Annotated in this window: 26 protein-coding genes; 21 read left to right on the forward strand and 5 right to left on the reverse strand. The window is 41.2% G+C overall.

Annotated features, from left to right (window positions below; genetic code table 11):
• Positions 1-59 precede the first annotated feature (59 nt).
• The 18 genes from A8805_RS02460 to A8805_RS02545 all read left to right on the forward strand — a co-directional run bounded on the left by A8805_RS02460 (position 60) and on the right by A8805_RS02545 (position 17,377).
• Complete coding sequence (locus tag A8805_RS02460; protein ID WP_109708611.1) at positions 60-1,919, forward strand: TIGR03960 family B12-binding radical SAM protein; 1,860 nt, start codon at positions 60-62, stop codon at positions 1,917-1,919.
• Positions 1,909-2,751: a TIGR03936 family radical SAM-associated protein gene (locus tag A8805_RS02465; protein ID WP_109708612.1), complete on the forward strand. Its 843-nt coding sequence runs from the start codon at positions 1,909-1,911 to the stop codon at positions 2,749-2,751. Before A8805_RS02460 ends, A8805_RS02465 begins: the two co-directional genes overlap by 11 nt.
• Positions 2,751-3,944, forward strand: coding sequence for a ribonuclease E/G (locus A8805_RS02470; protein WP_109708801.1), 1,194 nt, complete (start codon positions 2,751-2,753; stop codon positions 3,942-3,944). The genes A8805_RS02465 and A8805_RS02470 overlap by 1 nt, the downstream gene beginning before the upstream one ends.
• A 204-nt stretch (positions 3,945-4,148) precedes the next feature.
• Complete coding sequence (locus A8805_RS02475) at positions 4,149-5,048, forward strand: SPL family radical SAM protein (protein ID WP_109708613.1); 900 nt, start codon at positions 4,149-4,151, stop codon at positions 5,046-5,048.
• Between the two features lie 114 nt (positions 5,049-5,162).
• A complete protein-coding gene (gene ybaK, locus A8805_RS02480; RefSeq protein ID WP_109708614.1) occupies positions 5,163-5,642 on the forward strand; it encodes a Cys-tRNA(Pro) deacylase in 480 nt (159 codons plus the stop codon).
• Between the two features lie 182 nt (positions 5,643-5,824).
• Positions 5,825-7,144 (forward strand): aspartate kinase, encoded by a 1,320-nt coding sequence (locus tag A8805_RS02485; protein ID WP_109708802.1) that lies wholly within the window; start codon positions 5,825-5,827, stop codon positions 7,142-7,144.
• A gap of 20 nt (positions 7,145-7,164) precedes the next feature.
• Positions 7,165-7,578, forward strand: coding sequence for a CBS domain-containing protein (locus A8805_RS02490; protein ID WP_109708615.1), 414 nt, complete (start codon positions 7,165-7,167; stop codon positions 7,576-7,578).
• 9 nt (positions 7,579-7,587) lie between these two features.
• A complete protein-coding gene (locus tag A8805_RS02495) occupies positions 7,588-8,373 on the forward strand; it encodes an amidohydrolase family protein (RefSeq protein WP_109708616.1) in 786 nt (261 codons plus the stop codon).
• Positions 8,374-8,478: 105 nt separating this feature from the next.
• A complete protein-coding gene (gene rplU, locus A8805_RS02500) occupies positions 8,479-8,787 on the forward strand; it encodes a 50S ribosomal protein L21 (RefSeq protein WP_109708617.1) in 309 nt (102 codons plus the stop codon).
• An 11-nt stretch (positions 8,788-8,798) separates the two neighbouring features.
• Positions 8,799-9,143 carry a ribosomal-processing cysteine protease Prp gene (locus A8805_RS02505; RefSeq protein ID WP_109708618.1) on the forward strand — a complete coding sequence of 115 codons (345 nt, stop codon included), beginning with the start codon at positions 8,799-8,801 and terminating at the stop codon, positions 9,141-9,143.
• A gap of 5 nt (positions 9,144-9,148) precedes the next feature.
• On the forward strand, positions 9,149-9,433 hold the full coding sequence (rpmA, locus tag A8805_RS02510; protein WP_109708619.1) for a 50S ribosomal protein L27: 285 nt from the start codon (positions 9,149-9,151) through the stop codon (positions 9,431-9,433).
• Positions 9,434-9,715: 282 nt separating this feature from the next.
• Entirely contained in the window at positions 9,716-10,999 is a 1,284-nt protein-coding gene (obgE, locus tag A8805_RS02515; protein WP_109708620.1) for a GTPase ObgE, read from the forward strand.
• 18 nt (positions 11,000-11,017) lie between these two features.
• Positions 11,018-11,308, forward strand: coding sequence for a ribosome assembly RNA-binding protein YhbY (gene yhbY / locus A8805_RS02520; protein WP_109708621.1), 291 nt, complete (start codon positions 11,018-11,020; stop codon positions 11,306-11,308).
• 9 nt (positions 11,309-11,317) lie between these two features.
• A complete protein-coding gene (gene nadD / locus A8805_RS02525; RefSeq protein WP_109708622.1) occupies positions 11,318-11,932 on the forward strand; it encodes a nicotinate-nucleotide adenylyltransferase in 615 nt (204 codons plus the stop codon).
• Positions 11,929-12,498, forward strand: coding sequence for a bis(5'-nucleosyl)-tetraphosphatase (symmetrical) YqeK (gene yqeK / locus A8805_RS02530; RefSeq protein ID WP_181392714.1), 570 nt, complete (start codon positions 11,929-11,931; stop codon positions 12,496-12,498). Before nadD ends, yqeK begins: the two co-directional genes overlap by 4 nt.
• 12 nt (positions 12,499-12,510) lie before the next feature.
• A complete protein-coding gene (gene rsfS / locus A8805_RS02535; RefSeq protein ID WP_109708624.1) occupies positions 12,511-12,861 on the forward strand; it encodes a ribosome silencing factor in 351 nt (116 codons plus the stop codon).
• A gap of 18 nt (positions 12,862-12,879) precedes the next feature.
• Positions 12,880-14,349 carry an extracellular solute-binding protein gene (locus tag A8805_RS02540; protein WP_109708625.1) on the forward strand — a complete coding sequence of 490 codons (1,470 nt, stop codon included), beginning with the start codon at positions 12,880-12,882 and terminating at the stop codon, positions 14,347-14,349.
• A gap of 40 nt (positions 14,350-14,389) precedes the next feature.
• Entirely contained in the window at positions 14,390-17,377 is a 2,988-nt protein-coding gene (locus A8805_RS02545) for an EAL domain-containing protein (protein ID WP_109708626.1), read from the forward strand.
• A gap of 73 nt (positions 17,378-17,450) precedes the next feature.
• On the opposite strand, the gene lexA is transcribed toward A8805_RS02545, so the two are convergent.
• Positions 17,451-18,065: a transcriptional repressor LexA gene (gene lexA / locus A8805_RS02550; RefSeq protein ID WP_109708627.1), complete on the reverse strand. Its 615-nt coding sequence runs from the start codon at positions 18,063-18,065 to the stop codon at positions 17,451-17,453.
• 218 nt (positions 18,066-18,283) lie between these two features.
• On the opposite strand from lexA, the gene A8805_RS02555 reads away from it, so the two are divergent.
• From A8805_RS02555 to A8805_RS02565, 3 genes are all read left to right on the forward strand, one after another.
• Complete coding sequence (locus tag A8805_RS02555) at positions 18,284-18,655, forward strand: LysM peptidoglycan-binding domain-containing protein (RefSeq protein WP_109708628.1); 372 nt, start codon at positions 18,284-18,286, stop codon at positions 18,653-18,655.
• 311 nt (positions 18,656-18,966) lie between these two features.
• The gene (locus A8805_RS02560; protein WP_109708629.1) at positions 18,967-20,034 is read left to right on the forward strand and encodes a tyrosine-type recombinase/integrase; all 1,068 of its coding nucleotides are present in this window, start codon (positions 18,967-18,969) and stop codon (positions 20,032-20,034) included.
• 42 nt (positions 20,035-20,076) lie between these two features.
• On the forward strand, positions 20,077-20,619 hold the full coding sequence (locus A8805_RS02565; protein WP_109708630.1) for a folate family ECF transporter S component: 543 nt from the start codon (positions 20,077-20,079) through the stop codon (positions 20,617-20,619).
• A gap of 195 nt (positions 20,620-20,814) precedes the next feature.
• On the opposite strand, the gene A8805_RS02570 is transcribed toward A8805_RS02565, so the two are convergent.
• The 4 genes from A8805_RS02570 to A8805_RS02585 form a co-directional block, all read right to left on the reverse strand.
• Complete coding sequence (locus A8805_RS02570) at positions 20,815-21,462, reverse strand: AAA family ATPase (RefSeq protein ID WP_109708631.1); 648 nt, start codon at positions 21,460-21,462, stop codon at positions 20,815-20,817.
• A 110-nt stretch (positions 21,463-21,572) separates the two neighbouring features.
• Entirely contained in the window at positions 21,573-22,478 is a 906-nt protein-coding gene (locus A8805_RS02575) for an RluA family pseudouridine synthase (protein ID WP_109708632.1), read from the reverse strand.
• 6 nt (positions 22,479-22,484) lie between these two features.
• Positions 22,485-23,003, reverse strand: coding sequence for a signal peptidase II (gene lspA / locus A8805_RS02580; protein WP_109708633.1), 519 nt, complete (start codon positions 23,001-23,003; stop codon positions 22,485-22,487).
• Positions 23,004-23,033: 30 nt separating this feature from the next.
• Positions 23,034-23,807, reverse strand: a complete 774-nt coding sequence (locus tag A8805_RS02585; protein WP_109708634.1) for a YlmH/Sll1252 family protein — start codon at positions 23,805-23,807, stop codon at positions 23,034-23,036.
• Positions 23,808-23,812 lie beyond the last annotated feature (5 nt).

The following is a 23,812-nucleotide window of genomic DNA, read 5'->3' on the forward strand; positions in this document are numbered from 1 at the left end:
TCAACAATAATACAGCAATTCCGAAATTGCAAATAGTAACAAAACATGAGAGGAAAAACATGAGAAAACTTGCTTTAAATGATGAAATATTACTAGAAATCGAGAAGCCTGCCCGCTATATCGGCAATGAGGTGAATTCGGTAAATAAGGACGCGGGTAAAGTGGACGTGCGCTTTGCTATATGCTTCCCGGATGTATACGAGATTGGAATGTCACATCTTGGAATTCAGATTTTATACGATATGTTCAATCAGCGTGAGGACGTATGGTGCGAAAGAGTCTACTCCCCCTGGATAGACTTGGATAAGGTCATGCGCAGGGAGCAGATTCCTCTGTTCGCACTGGAATCCCAGGACCCTGTCAAAGACTTTGATTTTCTAGGAATTACAATTCAGTATGAGATGTGTTATACGAATATCCTGCAAATATTAGACTTGAGTCAGATTCCGGTTCACAGTGAAGAACGCACATGGGAGCATCCGATTGTCATCGGCGGGGGACCCTGCACGTACAATCCCGAACCTCTGGCAGAATTTTTTGATTTATTCTATATCGGCGAAGGTGAGACCGTTTACGATGAATTGCTGGATTTATATAAGTCCTGCCGTTTAGAAGGGACAAGCCGTGAGACGTTTCTGGAGAAGGCTGCCTGTATAGAAGGAATCTATGTTCCACAATTCTACGAAGCATCCTACAGCGAGAATGGACTTCTGGAATCCTTTACCAGAAAAATACAGTCAGTACCCGAAAAAATCAAAAAGCAGATTGTTATGGACGTGACCGGCGCCCCTTATCCTATGGCACCTGTCGTTCCTTTCATCAAAGCAACCCAGGACAGGGTTGTCCTTGAAATCCAGCGCGGCTGCATCCGGGGATGCAGATTCTGCCAGGCAGGAATGTTATATCGGCCAACCCGGGAGAGAGATTTGGAAACTCTTAAAGAATATGCCCGCGCCATGCTGAAAAATACAGGACATGAAGAGATTTCATTAAGTTCTTTAAGTTCCAGTGACTACTCTGGACTGAAGGAGCTGGTGAACTTTTTGATAGAAGAGTTCCATGGAGAGGGTGTAAATATTTCCCTGCCGTCTCTGCGTATTGATGCCTTTTCACTGGATGTAATGCGCCAGGTACAGGACATCAAAAAAAGTAGCCTTACCTTTGCACCGGAGGCAGGTTCCCAAAGACTCCGTGATGTTGTCAATAAGGGCCTGACGGAGGAAGTGATTTTGGATGGCGCAGGACAAGCTTTTGAAGGAGGCTGGTCTAAAGTAAAATTATACTTCATGCTTGGACTGCCTACTGAGACAGATGAAGATATGAAAGAAATCGCAAGACTGTCAGACAGGATTGCCAGAAGATATTATGAAATACCTAAGGAAGAGCGCCATGGAAAATGTCAGATTACTGCAAGTTCTTCTTTCTTTGTACCAAAACCATTTACTCCTTTCCAGTGGACAGCCATGTGCAGCAGCGAGGAATATATCCGCCGTGCATATGTGGTGAAACATGAATTTCAGGAGCAATTAAACAGAAAAAGTCTGAAATATAACTGGCATGACGCGGATGTAACAATACTGGAAGGTGTATTTGCCCGGGGTGACAGACGCGTGGGAAAAGTCATTGAGGAAGCGTATAGGCTGGGCTGTCTCTATGACTCCTGGACGGAAACTTTCTGCAATGAAAAGTGGATAGAGGCATTCCGAAACACAAATATAGACATTGAATTTTATACAACCCGGGAAAGAGATCTGGATGAATTACTTCCATGGGATTTTATTGATATCGGAGTAAGCAAAAACTTCCTGAAACAAGAATGGGATAGAGCAGTACAAGGTACCATTACGCCAAATTGCAGACTCAAATGCTACGGCTGCGGTGCGGCACAATTTGGAGGAGGTGTCTGTTATGAAGGCTAGAATTAAATTCAAAAAAAATGGTGCACTGAGATTCATCGGGCACCTGGATGTGATGCGGTTCTTTCAGAAGGCCATGAGACGGGCTGGAATTCCCATTGCATTCACTAAGGGATACAGCCCTCATATGATTATGTCCTTTGCAAGTCCTTTAGGAATCGGCCATTCCAGTGACGGCGAGTATTTTGATATTGAGCTGAAAGAGGCTATCTCCGGCAAGGAAGCCGTAAAACGTCTCAATGATGTTATGGTGGAAGGTATGGAAGTCGTAAGCTTTCGCCAGATTGGGGAAGAGAAGAAGATGACAGGGATGGCAATTGTAGCCGCTGCTGATTATCTTACTACGCTAAAGAAGGGCTCGCTGCCTGCCGGCTGGAAGGCGAAAATATCTGAATTCCTGGCACAGCCGGAAATCCGGATATGGAAGCAGACAAAGCGCAGCGAAAATGAGGTAGACATTAAGCCTTTGATTTATAAATTAGAAGCAAATAAGAAAGAATCTTGCAAGCAAGATTCTCCGCCTGCGGCAGGTTGCGATAGCAACAATTCCTCTGCCGCCGCAGTGCGATCTCCCGGAGGGTTTTCATCTGATAGGGAACACAGTTCCCTATCAGATGAAAACAGTTTCTATATGCAGGTTGCTGCAGGAAGCGTTCAGAATCTAAAGCCAGAGCTTGTTATGGAAGCCTTCTGTCGGTTTTTGGAGGTGGAGTGGGGAACTGTAGATTTTCACCATCACCGCCTGGAAATGTATGCAGATGTGGGAACTGGCAGCGGACGAGAGTTAAAACCTTTGGAAGATATGGGATGGGAAATGGAGATAGAGACCGCATGATTTCAAGAAAAATCCTCCTGATGAAGGAAAAAAGTAAAATCTGGATGTTTCTTTTGGAAAATGATGATATTGTCGAGATACACTGCACTCTGGAAGACGGAGGGGGCACAAATCATGCCCTGGGCAATGTTTATATAGGAAAAGTAAAGAATATCGTGCCTAATATCGGAGCCGCATTTATTGAAATTGATAATAAAGTAGAATGTTATTATGACATGAACCAGGCAGAGAACGCCATTTTCACTCATAAAAGCAGTAAAAAACCCCTTTGTGCCGGGGATGAACTAGTTGTTCAGATAAGCAAAGAAGCTGTAAAAACAAAGGCGCCGACTGTGAGCAGTGATTTAAGTTTTCACGGCCGGTATGCCATTCTGACATCTGGAAATACCAGAATCGGAACTTCAGGGAAACTCCCTAAAGCACTGCGGATGGAGTTAAAAGAAAGGCTTCAGCCTCTAAAGAATGAAGAATACGGCATTATCATCCGCACCAATGCAAAGGAGGCAGACTTCTCTGACATTTTAGAGGAAATCAAAAGCCTGGAAAAAAATTACCATGAAATAAAGAAAACTGCTCAGACACGAACATGCTTTTCTTGTCTTTCCCAGTCTTCCCCTTCCTATATATCCGATTTAAAAAATGTCTATACCGAAGGACTGACAGAGATTATCATTGAAGGAGAGGACCTTTACAAAGAAATCAGAGACTATTACGAAAAGGAACAGCCGGAGGACTTGAACAAACTCAGACATTATGACGGCAGCCAGCTTTCCCTGGCAAGCTTGTATCATACCCAGCCCGTTCTGGAACGTGCGCTTGGACAGCGGGTATGGCTGAAAAATGGCGCCTATCTGGTTATCCAGTATACCGAGGCCTTAACAGTGATAGATGTAAACTCCGGGAAATTTGTGTCAAAAAAGAATCCCCTTGAAACTTATTTGAAAATCAACCTGGAAGCAGCAAAAGAAACAGCAAAACAACTGCGCCTTAGAAATCTTTCAGGAATTATCATTGTAGATTTCATTAATCTGGATGACGAAGCCGCTACCCAGGAATTGCTGAAGGTTTTCCGCCATCATTTAGCCCAAGACCCTATTCAGGCAACACTGGTAGATGTGACAGAATTACAGCTTGTAGAAGTAACACGAAAAAAAGTCCGCAGACCTTTGCACGAGACCTACTTTACTCAATAAAAACAGGTATAGTAGTTATCCTATATTTTTTTGACTTTTTAAAATTGCATACAATTATACAATAAATTTTTAAAACTTTTTATTTCCGATATGCAAACTTATTTTTAGGAAATAAATTGTATTCTTGTATACAACCTTAAAACCACTTAAAATTCAAGTTTATATTTCCCGTTAGTCGAAGAGGGGAGTATTATAGAGGTTGATATGGAATATATTCCTGCAAAAACAATCATTACCCGTTCCAAAAATCCCAGCTTTTGGTTTGGGACAGAATACAATATGAATATATACCGGGGTTGCTGCCATGGATGCATTTACTGTGACAGCCGTTCAGACTGTTATGGAATTACATCTTTTGATACAGTGAGGGCAAAAGACAATGCCTTGCAAATTATCCGGGACGAGCTGCGCAGAAAGACAAAGCGGGGTGTAGTTTCCACAGGAGCTATGAGTGATCCCTATAATCCATTTGAAAAGGATCTGGAACTGACCCGTCATGCCCTGGAATTGTGCAATGCCTTTGAATTTGGTGTTGCTATCGCCACAAAAAGCACCCTGCTCGCAAGAGATATTGATATTTTGACAGATATCAGAGAGCATTCTCCAGTATTATGTAAGATTACAATTACAACAGCCGATGATATGCTCTCACAAAAAATAGAACCTGGCGTCCCCCCCTCCTCGGAGAGGTTCGAACTTATCCGTCAACTATCCGACCATGGGATTTATGCCGGTATTCTGCTGATGCCTGTACTTCCCTTTCTGGAAGACACTAATAAAAATATCAGTGAAATTGTCCGTAAAGCAGCGGATGCAGGCGCCCGGTTCATTTACCCTGCATTTGGAGTCACATTGCGCGAGAACCAGAGAGAATGGTATTACACAAAACTGGAACAATTATTTCCGGGAGAAGACCTTGCTGCAAAATACCGGCATCATTTTGGGAATTCCTATGAATGCAGGAGCCCAAGATCCAGGCAGCTTTGGGAGTTATTCACACAGGAGTGCCAAAAGCGCAAAGTTATCTACAAAATGCCGGACATCATAGCAAGTTATAAGAGACCTTATATCATTGAACAGCTCAGTCTATTTGATGATTTATAAGAAGCCAGACCCTTTTGCGCCAATAAGTCTGAATAGTCTGAATATGGAGAGCAAAGGGGTCAGACCCTTTTCAAAAGGGTCTGACCCCTATGAAACACCTACGGAGGATACCAAATGAGTAAAAAAGAATTAAAAACAAATGCCATGCGTATATTGGACAGCCATAAAATAGCCTACGAATATCAGACCTATGAATGCAAGGAGTTTATTGACGGTATTGCAATAGCCGATAAACTTTGCCTCCCCCATGAGATGGTGTACAAGACACTGGTAACTACAGGGAAAAGCGGGGCGCATTATGTATTTGTAATCCCCATTGAAGCAGAATTAGATTTAAAAAAAGCCGCTAAGGCTGTAAAAGAAAAATCCTTAGACATGCTTCCTGTGAAAGAAATTACCGCAGTTACCGGATACGTCCGGGGCGGCTGTACGGCTATAGGAATGAAAAAAGCCTTTCCTACTATAATAAATGAAACGGCTGCAGGACTGAATGCCATCTGTGTCAGCGGCGGAAAACTGGGGATGCAGCTGAAGCTGGCCCCGGATGACTTAAAGAAGGCGTCCCGGGGAGAATATGCAGACGTTATTGTTTGAATTTGCAGAAACAACCAGTTTTGGCTGGATAAAGAAGGGAATATGCAGGATATTTTGTCAGAAAATGCAGAAAAATCAAAAAGAAGAGATTTACAAGAGGAGTGGACTGCGTTATAATAATGTACCGAGAACGCAGAAATTTTGAAAAGGATTACCCTTTATATGTATACGGAGGAATAAGAATGAAAAAAGTAGTAAAGTTTGGCGGAAGTTCTTTGGCAAGTGCAGACCAGTTCCAAAAGGTCGGCGAAATCATCCGCTCCGATGAATCAAGAAGATATGTCATCCCATCCGCTCCGGGAAAAAGATTTTCAAGTGACACTAAGGTGACAGACTTATTATATAACTGTTACGATGCCGCAGTGAAGGAGAAGAATTTTACAGACTTACTCTCTGCAATACAGAATAGGTATAATGAGATTATAGACGGACTGGAACTGACTATTTCTCTGGACAAGGAATTTGAGCTTATCAAGGAAAACTTTAATAAAAAGGCCGGAAGAGACTACGCCGCCTCCAGAGGGGAATATCTAAACGGAAAAATCATGTCTGCATATCTTGGATTTGAATTTGTAGATGCAGCCGAAGTCATTCGGTTTCGTGAGAATGGTTCTTTTGATGATGTTGCTACAAATGATTTATTGTCCAAACGCCTGGAACAGGCGGCCGGTGCAGTTATCCCAGGATTTTACGGTGCGAAAGAGGACGGCACCATTGTAACATTTTCCAGAGGTGGTTCTGATATTACAGGGTCTCTTGTGGCGTTGGCAGCTTCTGCTGATATGTATGAGAACTGGACAGACGTATCCGGCTTTCTGATTGCGGACCCAAGAATTGTCAAAAACGCAAAATCTATTGAAACTATCACATATAGAGAACTTCGCGAACTTTCCTACATGGGAGCAAGCGTTCTCCATGAGGATGCTATTTTCCCGGTGAGAAAAGCGGGTATTCCGATTAACATACGTAATACCAATGCCCCGGAAGATAAAGGTACTTTGATTGTGGAGGGCACATGCAGAAGGCCCAAATATACCATTACAGGTATTGCCGGCACAGACGGTTTTGCAGCGATTACAATTGAGAAGGCCATGATGAACTCTGAAATTGGATTCTGCCGCAAAGTACTGCAGGTATTTGAAGAAAATGACATTTCCATTGAACATATGCCTTCCGGAATTGATACAATGACTATTTTTGTTCATAAAGATGAATTTGAAGAAAAGGAACAGAACGTCCTTTCAGCAATTCACAAAGCAGTAAGCCCAGATCACATCGAACTGGAATCTGATCTTGCACTGATTGCCATTGTAGGCCGGGGTATGAGAGCAACCCGAGGCACTGCGGGAAGAATTTTCTCCGCATTGGCCCATGCTCATATCAATGTAAAAATGATTGATCAGGGCTCCAGTGAGCTGAACATCATTGTGGGTGTCAGACATGATGAATTCAAAAATGCCATAAGAGCATTATATGAAATTTTTGTATTAACACAAATATAAGGAAAGGCAGCAAGTTCGTTATGAACATTTTGTTCTTTTTAAAACCGAAAAGTGAAATTGCATACATTTACAATGACTGCACACTGCGTCAGGTCTTGGAGACAATGGAATACCATAAATACTCCGCTATCCCTGTACTGGACAGGAAGGGTGAATTCGTAGGAACGATTACAGAGGGAGATCTGCTTTGGGGAATCAAGGATTACAAAAACTTAAATCTCAAAAGCGCCGAAAAAATTTTTATTCGTGATTTCCCGCGGAAGGCGGATTTTGATGTGGTAGCCGCAGATGCAGATATGAAAGATCTTGTTAAAAAAGCTATGAACCAGAATTTTGTACCTGTTGTAGATGATCAGGATAAATTTATCGGTATTATAACACGCAAAAGCATTATAGAATATTGCTATAATAAGCTGAATGATTTTGATAAGTAGAGGTGCCATATGATTGATTTTCATACACATATTTTTCCGGATAAAATTGCCGCCTCCACACTGGACCTTTTAAGTTCTAAATTTGAGACCATCCCTTTTACGGATGGTACTGCATCAGGGCTTGAGAAATCTGAAAGAGAGGCTGGAATAGACCTGTCCATTGTCCTCCCGATTGTAACCAAAACATCCCAGTTTCAAAGTGTTAATTACTTTGCATCACAATTTCAGGAAGGGGATATCCTTTCTTTTGGAGGCATTCATCCGGACAGCCCTGATTACAAAGGGGAACTTAGAGAGTTAAAAAGTATGGGATTGAAAGGCATCAAGCTTCATCCGGCCTATCAGGAAACGCTGTTCAATGACATTCGTTATAAACGGATTGTATCTTATGCATCAGAACTGGGGCTTATTATTAGTGTACATGCGGGCTATGACCCCGGATACCCTGACTTCATTTACTCCACTCCGCAGATGGCTGCAGAGGTCATCGATGAAGTGCAGCCCGAAAAGCTGGTACTGGCTCACCTTGGCGGCTTTTTCTGCTGGGATGATGTAGAACGGCTTCTCGTCGGAAAGCAGATATATCTGGATACTGCCGTTGTATTCGGCGCAATTGAGGATAATCAGTTTATGCGGATTTGCCGGAATCACGGCATGGAGAAAATTTTATTTGCAACCGACTCTCCCTGGGCCAGCCAGGCCGCATCAGTTGCATACTTAAACGCCCTTCCCCTGACAATAGAAGAGAAGGACATGGTTTTCGACAAAAATGCCAGAAAACTATTGACTTTGTAAAATTTTATATGCTATACTACTACAGTATGCCGCACAATGAGGTTTTAAAGTCCTGCCATCGGTTGGACACCATAATTGGCGAGTAATGATAATAGGAGGTGCCATATGTACGCAATTATAGCAACAGGTGGTAAACAGTACAAAGTAGCCGAAGGCGATATCATTAAAGTAGAAAAACTTGGGGTAGAAGCTGGAGAAACTTATACATTCGACCAGGTACTTGCAGTGAATAATGACAAGCTTGTTGTTGGAAGTCCAACAGTCAGCGGTGCAACAGTTACAGCTTCTGTAATTGGTGACGGAAAAGCTAAAAAAGTTATCGTTTACAAGTATAAGAGAAAATCTGGATACCATAAGAAAAATGGTCACAGACAACAGTATACTGCAGTTAAAATCGACAAAATCAATGCCTAACAGGTGGCAGAATGATTAAGGTAACTATTTACAAAACCGACAGGCATGAATATGTAGGTTTTGACGCACAGGGTCATGCCGGATTTGCTGATGAAGGCATGGATATTGTATGTGCTGCGGCTTCCGCACTCATCATCAACACCCTGAATGCCATTGAACGGTATACATCGGACAAGATTTCTGTAGTTTCAGACGATTCTGAAGATGCACAGGGACTGATTGAATTCCGTTTTACAGGAGGCAAGCCTACACATGATGCTGAATTGCTGTTAAAAACTATGATTCTTGGATTACAGGAAATAGAAGATGACAGCGATTATGAACCATACATTGATATTATCTTCAAGGAGGTGTAACAACCATGATGAAATTGAACCTTCAATATTTTGCTCATAAAAAAGGAGTTGGTTCTTCCAAGAACGGCCGTGACTCCGAGTCTAAGAGATTAGGTGCTAAAAGAGCTGACGGACAGTTTGTAAAAGCTGGCAACATCCTTTACAGACAGCGCGGAACAAGAATCCACCCAGGTGTGAATGTAGGGCGCGGCAATGATGATACTCTGTTTGCTTTAACAGACGGTGTTGTCAGGTATGAGAGAAAAGGAAGAGATAAAAAGCAGGTTTCCATTTATCCTGTAGCTGAATAATCCATTCTTATGTAACTTATAAGGAAACATCCATGTGACTAAGGCGTGAAAATACCCCACCTAAGCCCACAGGATGTACTTTGCCACTAAAGCTTGAAAAGACCAAGCCTAAGTGACATAAGCATGAGCAGCCTCAGACCTAACAGTCTGAGGCTTTTTTGTATAGTAGGAAGTGTAGAATCCATAAAGATGGGGAATTATCAATAGTAAAAACTACTATCTTATGATATAATTAGGAAAAATTGGAAAGCGTGAAAAATAAATTAGAAAAGGGTATAGACTATGTTTGCAGACAGAGCAAAAATTTTTATAAAATCCGGAAAGGGCGGCGATGGGCACTGCAGTTTCAGAAGAGAACTGTATGTGCCTAATGGCGGCCCTGACGGCGGTGACGGCGGAAAAGGCGGAGATTTAATTTTTGAAGTGGATGAGGGCCTGAACACACTGGTAGATTTCAGACATAAAAGAAAGTTTGCTGCCGGTGATGGCGAACAAGGCGGAAAACGGCGCTGCCACGGAAAAAATGGAGACGACGTTATACTGCGGGTGCCGGAAGGGACAGTAATAAAAGAATCAAAGACAGGGAAAGTCATTGCTGATATGTCAGGCAGCAACCGCCGCCAGGTTGTTTTAAAGGGAGGCCGGGGCGGTCTTGGAAATCAGCATTTCGCCACCGCAACTATGCAGGTGCCAAAATATGCCCAGCCAGGAAAGCCGGCTATGGAACTTGAGGTCAATCTGGAGCTGAAAGTCATTGCGGATGTGGGACTGATTGGGTTCCCCAATGTAGGAAAGTCTACATTGCTCTCCAGAGTAACAAATGCGGACCCGAAAATAGCGAACTATCACTTTACTACTTTGAATCCAAATCTGGGCGTTGTGGACCTGGAAGGGGCTAAAGGATTTGTGATGGCCGATATTCCGGGGCTTATTGAAGGAGCGTCCGAAGGTGTAGGACTGGGACACGAATTTCTACGCCATATTGAGCGTACCAAGATGATGATTCATGTGGTAGATGCGGCAGGAACAGAAGGACGTGATCCGGTGGATGATATTTACAAAATCAATGCGGAGCTGGAAGCCTATAATCCTGAGATAGCAGGACGTCCACAGGTTATTGCTGCTAATAAGACCGACCTGATTTTTGAAGGTGATGAGAATCCGGTGGACAGGCTGACAGCAGAATTCGAGCCTAAAGGAATACGGGTATTTCCGATTTCAGGAGTTTCCGGTCAGGGGATTCAGGAACTGCTGTATTATGTAAGCGAACAATTACAAAGCATGGATACAAAGCCTGTTGTATTTGAGCAGGAATACTTCCCGGAAGAAGAGTTGATTTACGAAGACCTTCCATATACGGTAGAAAAAGAAAAAGACATGTATGTTGTAGAAGGACCTAAGATTGAGAAAATGCTGGGATATACAAACCTGGACTCTGAAAAGGGATTTGCATTTTTCCAAAAGTTCCTTAAAGATGCCGGCATTCTGAATGAATTGGAAAAGGCTGGTATCCAGGAGGGTGATACGGTTAAAATGTATGGATTGCAATTTAATTACTATAAGTAAACAGGAGATATAAAAATAATGACAACAAAACAAAGAGCCTATTTAAAAAGTCTTGCCATGACAATGGAGCCGATTTTCCAAGTTGGAAAATCCAGTATAACACCAGGACTTACAGAAGCCATATCAGAGGCCCTGGATGCCCGGGAGTTAATTAAAATCAGTGTGTTGCAGAACTGCGGGGATGATGCCAAAGAACTGGCTGCCCTAGTGTCAGAAAGAACACGCTCACAAGTTGTACAGGTTATCGGAAAAAAAATCGTACTATACAAGGAGGGGAAGGACGACAAGAAGAAAATCGTACTTCCATAAAGAAACGTTATGAAAATAGGTATTATGGGAGGCACATTTGACCCAATTCATATAGGGCATCTGCTTTTGGGAGAGTTCGCCTTTGAACAATTCAGTCTTGATGAAATCTGGTTCTTGCCCAACGGCAATCCACCCCATAAAGATACGGGAGAAATGGATACCTGCCTGGGGCACAGAGTTGAAATGGTGCGGGCCGCTATCAGTGGATCTCCTCATTTTAAACTATCTCTGCATGAGGCTAAAGAAGGCATACATTCTTATACCTACCAGACAATGCTGGAATTTCATGAAATGTATCCGGACAATCAATTCTATTTTATATTAGGAGCAGATTCTCTTTTTTCTATTGAAAAATGGAAGTATTTTGAGGGAATCTTTTCTTACTGTACCATCCTGGCTGCAATGAGAGATGATAAGGACGTGAGGGATATGAAAAAGCAGATTGCATATCTCAAGAAAAAATATGAGGCAGAGATAGAGCTATTGATGGCCCCTTTGCTTGAAATTTCTTCTACCACTATAAGAAACCGGGCGGCTAAAGGACTCACCGTACATTATATGGTACCGGATAAAGTCGCGGATTATATCAAAGAGCATCATTTGTATAAGGATATTAAATCATGACAGATATTGCAGGAATTCAAAGGAAATTAGAGAAACGATTAAAACCAGAGCGGTATAAGCATACGGTAGGGGTTATGTACACAGCAGCATCCCTTTCCATGTGCCACGGCGGAGAGATTTCCAAAGCCATGCTTGCAGGCCTCCTCCATGACTGCGGTAAATTCTGCTCTGTAAAAGAGCAGATAAATCTTTGCAGAAAGTATGGCATCATTCTTACAGATTCTGAATTAAAGATGCCAGCACTGATACATGCAAAGCTTGGAGCGTATCTTGCAGAACATGAATACAATATAAAAGAAGCGGATATTTTAAGTGCGGTTACCTATCATACTACAGGCAGGCCCGGTATGACATTGCTGGAAAAAATCATATATATTGCAGACTATATAGAGCCGGGACGGCAGGAGATTCCTGTTTTAAGGCAGGTAAGGCATGCAGCGTTTTCTAATCTTGATAAAGCCGTCGCTTTAAGTGCCGGTTCGACCATTTCCTATCTGGAAAATGCGGGCAGGAAGATTGATTCGATGACGGTCAGGACATATGACTATTATCATATAAAAAAATAAAGGGAGGATATTATGGAAAAAGCAAAAGAAATGGCACGTATTGCCTACAATGCATTGGACGAGAAAAAGGGAGAGGATATCAAAATTATTGATATTGCAGGTGTTTCTGTCCTTGCAGACTATTTTATTATTGCAAACGGAAATAACGAAAGTCAGGTTAAAGCCCTTGTAGATCATGTGGAGGAATGTCTCCATAAAGAAGGATATGAACTGAAACAGCGGGAAGGTTACGGAACCGGAAGCTGGGTTTTACTTGATTTCAGCGATATCATCGTACACATCTTTGATAAGGAAAATAGATTGTTCTATGATTTGGAGAGAATCTGGCGGGACGGAAAAGATGTAGACATCACTTCTTTATAAAACAGGAGAGGATATTATATGAGATATACACTAAAGAAAACTGCCAGCCTGTTTATGGTACTGGTCCTTTTCCTGATGCCCGGCTGTTCTTCTGCAAAAATGATAAATAGTGAAGAAGAAAGCCTTCTGGACCCGGACCACCCTGTGACCATTGAAATATGGCATTATTATAATGGAGCACAGCAAGACGCAATGCACAAGCTCGTCTCAGAGTTCAATGAAGGATACGGCAGTGAACTGGGCATTAAGGTAAAGGCATCCAGCCTCGGAAACGTAAGCGACCTTGAGGAGAATGTGATGGCCTCTATCGATGGAAAGGTCGGAGCAAAAGACATCCCCAATGTATTCGCCGCCTACGCAGATACTGCCTACGCCGTGGACAAAAGAGGACTGGCTGTTGATTTAAAAAAATACATGACCGACGATGAAATAGAAGAGTATATAAGCAGCTATATTGACGAAGGAAGATTTTCATCCGAGGACAGTCTGAAAATCTTCCCCGTTGCAAAAGCTACCGAAGTATTCATGCTTAACAAAACCGACTGGGACAAGTTTTCCAAAGCAACCGGCGCTTCTTTGAAAGATATCTCTACGGTAGGGGGAGTTACCGCAGTTTCTCAAAAATATTATGAATGGACGGACAGTCTCACCGAAATACCTGATGATGGAAAGGCCTTCTTTGGCAGGGATGCCATGGCAAATTATTTTATTATAGGTGCACGCCAAATGGGTATAGAGATCTTTTCCATAAAAGATGGTGTTCCATCGTTAAATTTTGACAAGAAAGTTATCCGCAGGCTTTGGGATAATTACTATATTCCTTACATCAATGGTTACTTTGCTTCTTCCGGCAAGTTTCGCAGCGATGACATTAAAACAGGAAATATATTGTCTTTTATCGGTTCCTCAGCAGGTGCTACATTCTTCCCCGATCAGGTTACCCTGGATGATACTCATACATATGACATTGAAATGCAGGCTTTTGAATGCCCCCAATTTGAAAATAGTGAAAGATTTTCCGTACAGCAGGGAGCCGGTATGGTAGTCACGAAAGCAGGCAGCGAAGCTGAAATCAAAGCTTCTGTAGAATTTCTAAAATGGTTTACAGATACCGAGCAGAATATACGTTTTGCTGTTTCTTCCGGTTACCTGCCGGTAAAGAAAAACGCAAATAATAAAGAGCTGATTGAGGGCAGCCTTCAGGAGGCAAATAATAGTGTAGTACAGGTACTGGATGCTTCTCTCCAGCAAATCGAAGACAGCACTTTGTATACAACTCGTGCCTTTGAACAGGGGACAAGTGCCAGAAATATACTGGAATATTCACTATCTGATAAAGCGTTTCAGGACAGGGCAGAAGTAGTTGCCTCAATTCAAGCTGGAATGTCCCGGCAAGAGGCAGTCAGCAAATATACTTCGGATGATAATTTTGATAGATGGTATCAGGACACAAAGTCATCTCTGGAAGCACTGATTAACGTTAAGTAGAAATAGCACAGTATTCAGGAAGAAAGGCACAGGAATACACATGAGAAAGCAGAAGGCACAGCCTATACTGAATAGAATATTGATTCCTATGGTCCTCCTGACTTTAATGGAAGTCCTTCTTCTTTCAGGAACCTTTATATTTGGCGGTGCAATTCAGGAACTGAATGATAATGCAAAGGGCATCGTTCAGGGAAAGGTCATCAACCGGGCCAGCTACTTGCAGAACGAAATGATAAACAGTTGGTCTAATATGTCTCATACTCTACAGTTTATCAATCAAAGAGCAGAGGAGCTGAACAAAAACGGAACAATTGATTTGAATCGCATCGATGAAAACTCGGATGCCTGTTATCCTCTTCTTTCGGACATTTCTGATAATCTGATAGACATGCTGCGTGCCAACAAAGTAACAGGTGTTTTTGTTGCATTTAATACCGATAATCCAGAGGAACTGAGAACACAGGATTCTTTTCGCAAGCCGGGTGTTTATTTCAGAGACTTGGATCCTGAAACCAGTCCATCCATTCGCAATAGTGATTTATTAATTGAAAGAGGTCCCGTTGAACTGGTGCACAATTTGGATATTTCAACTGATCGCTGCTGGAAGCCGCAGTTTGAGTTCCATGCGGACTCTCCGGGCGTCTACGATTTGCTTTTAAATCCCCAGGAGCAAAGTTACAAAAATCCAAATGCGTCCTCACTATCTCAATTGGGCTACTGGTCACCTCCCCATGTTCTTAAAGGAGATGACAAGCTTATGATTTCCTATACACTGCCTCTTATAACTTCAAAAGGGCAGACATATGGTGTAATCGGAATGGAAATTACTCTGGACTATATATCCACATTGCTTCCTGCCGAGGAATTAATGGACAACAAAGCCGCTTGTTATTTATTAGTGACAAAGAAGGCAGACAATGATGATTATCAAATTATTTTCTCTTCCGATAACAGTGTAGTATCTGCTGTACGTCCATTTGATGTACAGCGTGCAGAAGATGGGACATTGTATTTCCAGTCTGAAGACAAAGAAAAATATTTCCTGGACATAGAATATCTCCAGCTATATGATTCTAACGGGCCTTTTGAATCCGAGCAATGGGGACTTGCAGGTGCCGTAAAGCAGAAGGATATTACAGAGTTTTCCACCCACATTCTTTCCTACATTGCAATTGCAATTTTTCTTACTATTATCATCGGAGTTTCAGGCAGTGCCCTTGTAAGTTTTATGATAACCAGACCCATTCACCTTGTTTCAAAAAACATGCAGAAACTGGATACCCATAAAAAGCTCCATCTGCCGAGGACGAATATCTATGAATTTGACCAGATGGAAATTTCCATCGAGAAATTAAGCCGTGATGTAATCGACTCAGCAACAAAATTCACCCAGATTCTAAACAAAGCAAGTATAAGGATTGCAGGGTTTGAAATGAATCTGGCAACTGGAACACTGTTTATTACAGATGGATTCTTTGATATTTTCGGTGAAAATAAAGTATCCACCCATAGTTTGGATATTCATTCTTTTCAGCAGCAACTAAAAGCCTTCGATATTTATAAAAAGGAAGAGTCTGATGGCTATACCTTATATAAAGTTCCTTACGGGGAACGGCATTCCTATATCAAACTTAGTTATTCTGTATTAGAAGATAAAAGAGTTATTGGCGTTGTAGAGGATATTACAAAAACCATTCAGGAAAAACAGCTTATTGAACATGAGCGTGACCATGACTTGCTCACAGGGCTAAAAAACAGAAGAGCATTTCTGCGTATTATGCCCCAGCTTTTTAAAAAAGGCAAAGAACACTTAAAAAAAGCAGCATTGGTCATGATAGATCTGGATAACCTAAAATATATTAACGACAAGTACGGACATGATTACGGTGATAAGTATATTCAGACAGCCGCGGAATGCTTCCGGAAATATACTCCTCCTGATACAATCATTGCCCGAATTTCCGGAGATGAATTTCACTTATTTTTCTATGGATACGACACGGAGGAGGAGATTAATCAGGCACTGAACAGACTAAGAGAAGGAATTGACTCCGAATTCATCCTTCTACCGCCCAGAATTCCTCAAAAAATAAAAATGTCAGGAGGAATATCCTGGTATCCCAGAGATTCTATTCATTATGAGCAGCTTCAACAGTATTCTGACTTTGCAATGTATCAGGTCAAACATTCTACAAAAGGGGAAATCAGTGATTTTGATATCGGTGCATACCACAGTGAAGAGTACATATCCCAGAATCGCCGTGAACTCTCTGAATTAATAGAAAAGGAGAAGGTGGAATATTATTTCCAGCCAATCGTTGATGCCCACACTGGTGAAATTTTTGCCTATGAAGCCCTGATGAGAGGCACTATGCCTACTTTGAGGCGGCCAGACGAAATATTGTCAATAGCCAAAGAAGAGCACAAGCTGGACAAGATAGAACAACTTACATGGAAGAAAGCTTCCCACGCATACATGCAATTTATCAGAAATAATGTCATATCTTCTGACTGCAAAGTTTTCATCAATTCTCTGGCGGATTATAAATTAGATAACCAGACTATAGAATTAATTGAAACGAAATGCAGAGGGTACCTGGATCATTTTGTCTTCGAAATTACAGAGGATTCACAGATAAATAAAGAAGCAATGGAAGTAAAGCGTGTTCTGGTCAACCGATGGAATTCAGATTTTGCCCTGGATGATTATGGCAGTGGTTATAACGGCGAGCGGGTTCTCCTCGAACTTGCTCCGAAATACATCAAAATTGATAGAGAGATTATTTCCGGAATTCACCTTAACATTGATAAACAAAAGATTGTAGAAAACATAATTTCCTACGCAAAAGAACGGAATATTAAAATGATAGCAGAGGGCATTGAAACGGAGCAGGAGATGAGCAAAGTAATTGAATTGGGTATAGACTACCTACAGGGATACTATCTTGCACGCCCTTATCCGGAGCCGCCCACGCTCAGCGAACATGCAGTCAATCAAATAAAAAAGATAAGAGAAATGACGATATAAATAAGAGAAATGCCAGATGAAGCACATTTGGCATTTCTCTTATTTATTTATAGATTAAATTTCCGCTAGCCTTTCAAATAAAACGGAACACGCCGATTACTTTTCCAAGAATAGTTACTTCCTTCACTATAATCGGGTCCATATTATCATTTTCAGGCTGGAGGCGGTAAACGCCTTTCTCTTTGTAAAATGTCTTTACCGTAGCCCCGTCCTCCACAAGAGCAACTATCATCTCCCCGTCGGAAGCCGTCTGTACCTTCTCTACCAGAACCATGTCGCCGTTGAGGATTCCCGCATTAATCATACTTTCGCCCTTTACCCTAAGCATAAAAGTCTGCTTGTTCGGCATAAATTCCATAGGAATAGGAAAGTAGTTTTCAATATTTTCCTGTGCAAATAAAGGTTCTCCGGCAGCAACACTTCCAAGTAAAGGAACATTCACAACTTCCCGCCTTGTCAGGTTAAATGTATCGTCCAAAATCTCTATCGCTCTTGGCTTAGTAGGGTCCCTTCTGATATACCCATTCTTTTCAAGAGTTTCCAGATGGGAGTGTACAGAAGAAGTAGACTTCAGATTCACCGCCTCACAAATCTCACGTACCGCAGGAGGAAATCCTCTCTCCAGTATCTGTGCCTTTATGTACTCTAATATCTCTAACTGCTTCTTGCTGATCTTGCCCTGTGACATGTAGCCCTCCTTTTCTCAATCCATCTGTCCGGATGATTATACTTCTTTAAATATATTATCATATATGAATTCAAAAAGCAAACACTTGTTACGAAAATACGTTCGAAAAGTTGCCGGGAAAGTATTGACAAACGTCTGTTCGTGTAATATAATTTCTAATATAAGGAACGCGCGTTCGAGTAAAATCCAGACATGAATATCACAGGGGCGGTGGCAAAATGAAAAGGGAAAGAACTAATTCAAAAGTAAATATTTTAAAAGAGGAACGTCAATTACACAGACTGGTTACCATAGGTATAGTTACAGTTTTTGTTATCTTTATTACATGTACATTATTTGGAAATCTCCTGACTTCAGCACGCGACAGCCGGGAAGCAGAGCCTGTTAATTTTAAATACTACAAAAGTGTTATAATTCAGCCGGGTGACACATTGTGGAACATTGCTGAGACATATATAACTGAAGACTATGATTCCGTACCTGCCTATATAAAAGCATTAAAGGAATTAAACTCGCTGAGTTCAGATGAGATTCAGGCCGGACGCCATTTAATGATTGCGTATAATGATACTCAATTTATCCGGGAATAATTTTATCATTTGAACTCCCTGACAAAAGGTATCAATATAACATCCCTACATGTATTGATATATAAAACTCACCCCGAGGCAGCATACAGAGAGATAATTCTGTATGCTGCCTCATTTACAATGTGAGAGCAATACATTATACTTAAACAACTATAATTGATTCAAGTAGTAAAGAAATTCATCTATACGACAAATACTGATTTTTCCAAAAGATATAGACATGAAATTCCAAATATGATATACTTTATTACTACATAAACTACTTAACACAGAAACACCCATATCACTAAGGCGTAAAGGAGGATTTGAAAATGTCTGACCGGGAAGCAAAAACATATCATGAACAAGCTTACATTGACAATACTTTGAGACTCCGAGAAATTCTTGGGACAATGCCACAGTTTGCACGTGATTATTTTCGTGCCATAGAGCCAAAGACTTCCTCAAGAACACGGATATCTTATGCTTATGACATCCGTGTATTCTTTCATTTTTTGTTGGAAAATAACCCTGTATACAAGAATCACACTATGGATATGTTTACTGTAAAGGATTTGGAGCGTATAGAGCCGGTGGATATCGAGGAATACCAGGAATACCTGAAGGTTTATAAGGGTCCTGAGGATAAACAGGTTACGAATACGGAAAAAGGACTTGCACGCAAGATGTCGGCGTTGAGAAGCTTTTATTCTTATTTCTTTAAACGTCAGGTTATTCAGAAAAACCCAACCCTGCTGGTCGATATGCCAAAGCTTCATGATAAAGCAATTATCCGGCTGGATACGGATGAGGTTGCATCACTCTTAGAATATGTAGAGCATGGAGGGGATGATCTCAGTGGCCAGCGAAAAGTTTATTTTGAAAAAACAAAGAACCGGGATCTTGCAATTTTAACCCTGCTGTTGGGAACTGGTATTCGTGTCTCAGAATGTGTAGGTCTAGATTTGACAGACGTAGATTTTAAAAACAATGGAATTAAAGTGACCCGCAAGGGAGGAAATGAAATGGTTGTTTACTTTGGGGAGGAAGTTGAGAATGCCCTGAAAATGTATATGTACACCACAAGAAAAGCTGCTGCTCCCCTGCCCGGCCATGAAAATGCACTTTTTCTCTCCACACAGAGGCGCAGAATCGGTGTGCAGGCTGTGGAAAATATGGTAAAGAAATATGCACGCCAAATCACGCCAAACAAGAAAATCACCCCCCATAAGCTTCGCAGTACATATGGCACCGCTTTATATAAGGAAACGGGGGATATTTATCTTGTAGCCGATGTTTTAGGGCATAAAGATGTAAATACTACCAAAAAACATTATGCAGCTATCGATGAAAACCGGCGCAGACAGGCTGCCCAGGTTGTAAAGCTGCGGGAACCATAATGCTTATTGCATGGTTGTTTCCTCACCAAGGAGAATATCACTATGAATAAAATCAGACAATCTTGTCAAGAAATGACTCACATCAATTGTATAGCAAATACAGGTATTTTATTAGCCATATCCATAGTACTTGGCAACTTTTCCATATCCGTGGGTAATTATATTCGGGTTAGTTTTTACATTCTGCCACAACAGGTCATTTGTTACCTCTATGGCCCTGTAACGGGCATTTTATTCGGAATACTTTCGGATATTCTTCGTTTTATAATAAAGCCATCCGGGCCTTTTTTCCCAGGCTTTACAATCAGTAGTATGCTCTATGGGATTATCTATGGTTTTTTTCTTTATAAAAGCAAGTTAACCTATAAAAAACTTATTATTTCAAATTTACTTAGTTCAATCTGTATTAATATGCTTCTAAACACATATTGGCTCTCTGTGTTATATGTCCAATCCTACAGTGTTTTACTTCCGGTTCGAATCCTTAAGGAACTGCTTATTCTTCCGATAGAAATTTTAATTTCTATATTTGTATTTAAGCATATAAAGCGTTTTTACAAAAATAGAAATAGTGTAATTCCATAAAGACTTATTAAGTACGTAAAAAATGGATAGTTATCCCACAAATGTGGGACCCATCCATTTTTTGTTCTAAAAGATAAGGAGCTGCACTCCTTGACTAAAAATCAATCAATTTGCAACAGCTCCTTCTAAGCTCTCCAAAGATTACGCTCACTGTATACACATATTACTTATAGATAAAATCTTATAAATAGTAGCCTAAAGTTTTCTGTCCGCCTCTGCAATGCTTTCCTTTAGCGTTACATACTGTTCAATCACTTTTGCTGTTCCTTCAACTCCTAATTTCGAGCTGTTGAGGCATAGTTCATAACTTTCAGAAGAAGACCATTTCTTATTGCTGTAATAATTATAATAACTGGAACGCCTTTTATCCGTCTTAATAATCATGTCTTTTGCCTTAGCGTCTGTAATGTCGTATATACGTGCGATTCTGCGGATACGTGCATCCAAATCTGCATGTATAAATACGCTGACTACATTATCATAAGATTCCAGGGCATAATCTGCACACCGGCCGACCAAAATACAGGGCCCTTCATCCGCAATTTTCTTGATTGCATCGAATTGTGCCAGGAACACTTTGTGATTGATAGGCATATCTGCATATGCACTGCCAGAATATCCCATAGAATAAGTATCCATCACCAAAGAATACAAAAAGCTGTTGGTAGGTTTTTCATCATGACTCTCAAAAATCTCTTCGCAGATCCCGCTTTCCTTTGCCGCTCTTGCCAGCATCTCTCTGTCATATAACTTAATCCCAAAATAATCAGCCACCTTGTAACCAATCTCACGGCCTGCGCTTCCAAATTGTCTGCCAATTGTAATAATCGTATTTGTTTTCATATCGGTCGCTCTCCTTTGCTTATGGGTAATTCCTTTATACTAATTATACAAGATACTGCATATCTTTACAAGATTTGATTCATGAAGGCATGCAAAAAGTGCATCCTGAATTATCTCAGCTTATTCAGCAGTTTCGAAAAATATTCCGGAAGAGGTGCATCAAACTCCATATACTCATCCGTAGATGGATGTCTGATACCCAAAACCTTTGCATGGAGTGTCTGTCCCTCTAATTTAAACGGGCATTTTGCCGGGCCATAGACAGAATCCCCCAATATAGGATGACGGATACTTGCCATATGGACTCTGATCTGATGCGTACGCCCTGTTTCCAGCTCACATTCAACGTAAGTGAAACCTCCGAAACGTTCCAGAACTTTGTAGTGTGTAACCGCACTGCGCCCGTGAGGGGCATGTACACTCATTTTCTTTCTGTCTGCAGGGTGGCGCCCTATCGGGGCGTCAATAGTCCCCATATCCTGTTTCAAATTCCCATGCACAATTGCATGATATTTTCTGGTGATATCATGCTTTTTCAATTGTTCTGCCAGCTCCCGGTGGGATGCATCATTTTTACAGATAAGCAGAGATCCGGTCGTATCCTTATCTATCCGGTGCACAATTCCAGGTCTTAACACCCCGTTGATACCGGACAGGTTCTCCCTGCAATGAAACATAACTGCATTAACAAGAGTCCCGCTGTAATGACCGGATGACGGATGGACCACCATCCCTTTTGGCTTATTAACAACTAAAATATCACTGTCCTCATATAAAATATCAAGGGGGATATCCTCGGGCAGAATGTCCAAAGGTTCCGGTTCAGGAAGACACACTATAATCTGATCCCCACTGTTTGCTTTATAATTAGACTTAATATTATTTCCATTCACCGTAACTGAACCACCGTCAATCAGCTTTTGGATATAGGACCTGGAAATATCAGGAACAGCATTGGAGAGAAATTTGTCAATTCTCAGCCCTGGTACATCTGCTGTAAAATATAATTCTTCCATCTGCTCCTATCCTTTCTTCAGCGTGAAACAGTTCAGCTCGTCCTCTTTATAATAAAACAGAATTGCAAATCCAAATAAAATACAGGAAACAACTACATAGCAGTCAGCTACATTGAAAATCGGAAAATTTATCAGCTCAAAATAGAAAAAATCTACCACATAATTCTGACGGATTCTGTCAATCAGATTACCTATAGCACCCGCACATACCATGACGGAACAAATACGGAGCAGATAAAAACGGGGAGTATGAGGCATTCTTCCGTACAGAAAGCCAATCAGACAAACAATCAGGACAGCACCCGCTGCAAACAGAATCTGTTTGTCCTGCATAATACCAAAGGCAGCACCCCGGTTCTCCAAATATTCCAGTTTGAATACACCTTTCCATATAACGAAAGACGCCTGATTTTTCAAATGCAGGACAGCCTGCCATTTTGTGAACTGGTCCAGCGCTATCAGCACAACACACCCCAGAACAGCCAATAAATAACTACGGGTAGATTTCATATTTTTATCCTTCATACTTTTTCCTTCTTATGCTATTCATTTTTCTCATATATATTTATGGATGATTACAAAAATCCTATTCTTTTTTGTGCGTGATAATATTCCTTTGTACTTAAATTTCCCCATGCCTCTGACAGAAATAATATCCTCTTCCTTCACCTGATAAGAGTTTGTTGTCATAAGCCTTCCATTAACAAATACTTTAGCCCCTTCAATCAATCCGCCCAGTTTCGTACGGGAGGAGGAAAACGCCAAAGAAAGAAGGCTGTCCAACCTTACGGACGCAACCGTTCCCTTCACCTCTTCAAAACGGGGAGAATACTGGTAATCACTGAGATTCACCTTACAAAGCTTTACGCTTGTATGCTTCACCCGGGTTAACTCTTCCTGCAGAAAATCACTTAATCCGTTATGAATGAAAAGAACTGCTTTATTTCCCTCAATCAGGATATCTCCTGACTTTGAGCGTTCAATCCCCAAATTAAGGATTGCCCCCAGGTAATCCCGGTGTGTAAGTGCCTGGGAATACTTTTCATGGAGAGGCACAATACTGACAGCTGAAAAGGGAAATCCAAGACCTTCCATATCCATTCCACTAAAAGAAAGAGCATCAGGTAAAAATGCTGCCATCTGACGCTCTGCTAGGTCATATCCGCCAAAAGTCACATAACTTGTATAAAGTTTATCTTTCGGCAAAGAATGTAAAATATTCAATTCATTCAAATTTAAAAAATCTGAATATGTAATAATATCACGGTGATATGCGGTTTTTGACAGTTCTATCAGCCGCTTTTCTAATAATTGCTCGTCCTTCAACATACCAA

The sequence above is a fragment of the Faecalicatena contorta genome (assembly GCF_003149105.1).
GTDB classification, from domain to species: Bacteria; Bacillota; Clostridia; order Lachnospirales; family Lachnospiraceae; genus Muricomes; species Muricomes contortus_C.

Coding starts and splice junctions, on each gene's coding strand:
- A8805_RS02460 (WP_109708611.1), top strand. CDS start 60: ATGAGAAAACTTGCTTTAAATGATGAAATATTACTAGAAATCGAGAAG.
- A8805_RS02490 (WP_109708615.1), top strand. CDS start 7,165: ATGAACATTTTGTTCTTTTTAAAACCGAAAAGTGAAATTGCATACATT.
- A8805_RS02585 (WP_109708634.1), bottom strand. CDS start 23,807: ATGTTGAAGGACGAGCAATTATTAGAAAAGCGGCTGATAGAACTGTCA.
- A8805_RS02575 (WP_109708632.1), bottom strand. CDS start 22,478: ATGGAAGAATTATATTTTACAGCAGATGTACCAGGGCTGAGAATTGAC.
- A8805_RS02540 (WP_109708625.1), top strand. CDS start 12,880: ATGAGATATACACTAAAGAAAACTGCCAGCCTGTTTATGGTACTGGTC.
- lexA (WP_109708627.1), bottom strand. CDS start 18,065: ATGTCACAGGGCAAGATCAGCAAGAAGCAGTTAGAGATATTAGAGTAC.
- rplU (WP_109708617.1), top strand. CDS start 8,479: ATGTACGCAATTATAGCAACAGGTGGTAAACAGTACAAAGTAGCCGAA.
- rsfS (WP_109708624.1), top strand. CDS start 12,511: ATGGAAAAAGCAAAAGAAATGGCACGTATTGCCTACAATGCATTGGAC.
- A8805_RS02475 (WP_109708613.1), top strand. CDS start 4,149: ATGGAATATATTCCTGCAAAAACAATCATTACCCGTTCCAAAAATCCC.
- A8805_RS02505 (WP_109708618.1), top strand. CDS start 8,799: ATGATTAAGGTAACTATTTACAAAACCGACAGGCATGAATATGTAGGT.
- A8805_RS02565 (WP_109708630.1), top strand. CDS start 20,077: ATGAATAAAATCAGACAATCTTGTCAAGAAATGACTCACATCAATTGT.
- lspA (WP_109708633.1), bottom strand. CDS start 23,003: ATGAAGGATAAAAATATGAAATCTACCCGTAGTTATTTATTGGCTGTT.
- A8805_RS02545 (WP_109708626.1), top strand. CDS start 14,390: ATGAGAAAGCAGAAGGCACAGCCTATACTGAATAGAATATTGATTCCT.
- yhbY (WP_109708621.1), top strand. CDS start 11,018: ATGACAACAAAACAAAGAGCCTATTTAAAAAGTCTTGCCATGACAATG.
- yqeK (WP_181392714.1), top strand. CDS start 11,929: ATGACAGATATTGCAGGAATTCAAAGGAAATTAGAGAAACGATTAAAA.
- ybaK (WP_109708614.1), top strand. CDS start 5,163: ATGAGTAAAAAAGAATTAAAAACAAATGCCATGCGTATATTGGACAGC.
- A8805_RS02570 (WP_109708631.1), bottom strand. CDS start 21,462: ATGAAAACAAATACGATTATTACAATTGGCAGACAATTTGGAAGCGCA.
- nadD (WP_109708622.1), top strand. CDS start 11,318: ATGAAAATAGGTATTATGGGAGGCACATTTGACCCAATTCATATAGGG.
- A8805_RS02485 (WP_109708802.1), top strand. CDS start 5,825: ATGAAAAAAGTAGTAAAGTTTGGCGGAAGTTCTTTGGCAAGTGCAGAC.
- A8805_RS02495 (WP_109708616.1), top strand. CDS start 7,588: ATGATTGATTTTCATACACATATTTTTCCGGATAAAATTGCCGCCTCC.
- A8805_RS02555 (WP_109708628.1), top strand. CDS start 18,284: ATGAAAAGGGAAAGAACTAATTCAAAAGTAAATATTTTAAAAGAGGAA.
- rpmA (WP_109708619.1), top strand. CDS start 9,149: ATGATGAAATTGAACCTTCAATATTTTGCTCATAAAAAAGGAGTTGGT.
- A8805_RS02560 (WP_109708629.1), top strand. CDS start 18,967: ATGTCTGACCGGGAAGCAAAAACATATCATGAACAAGCTTACATTGAC.
- A8805_RS02465 (WP_109708612.1), top strand. CDS start 1,909: ATGAAGGCTAGAATTAAATTCAAAAAAAATGGTGCACTGAGATTCATC.
- obgE (WP_109708620.1), top strand. CDS start 9,716: ATGTTTGCAGACAGAGCAAAAATTTTTATAAAATCCGGAAAGGGCGGC.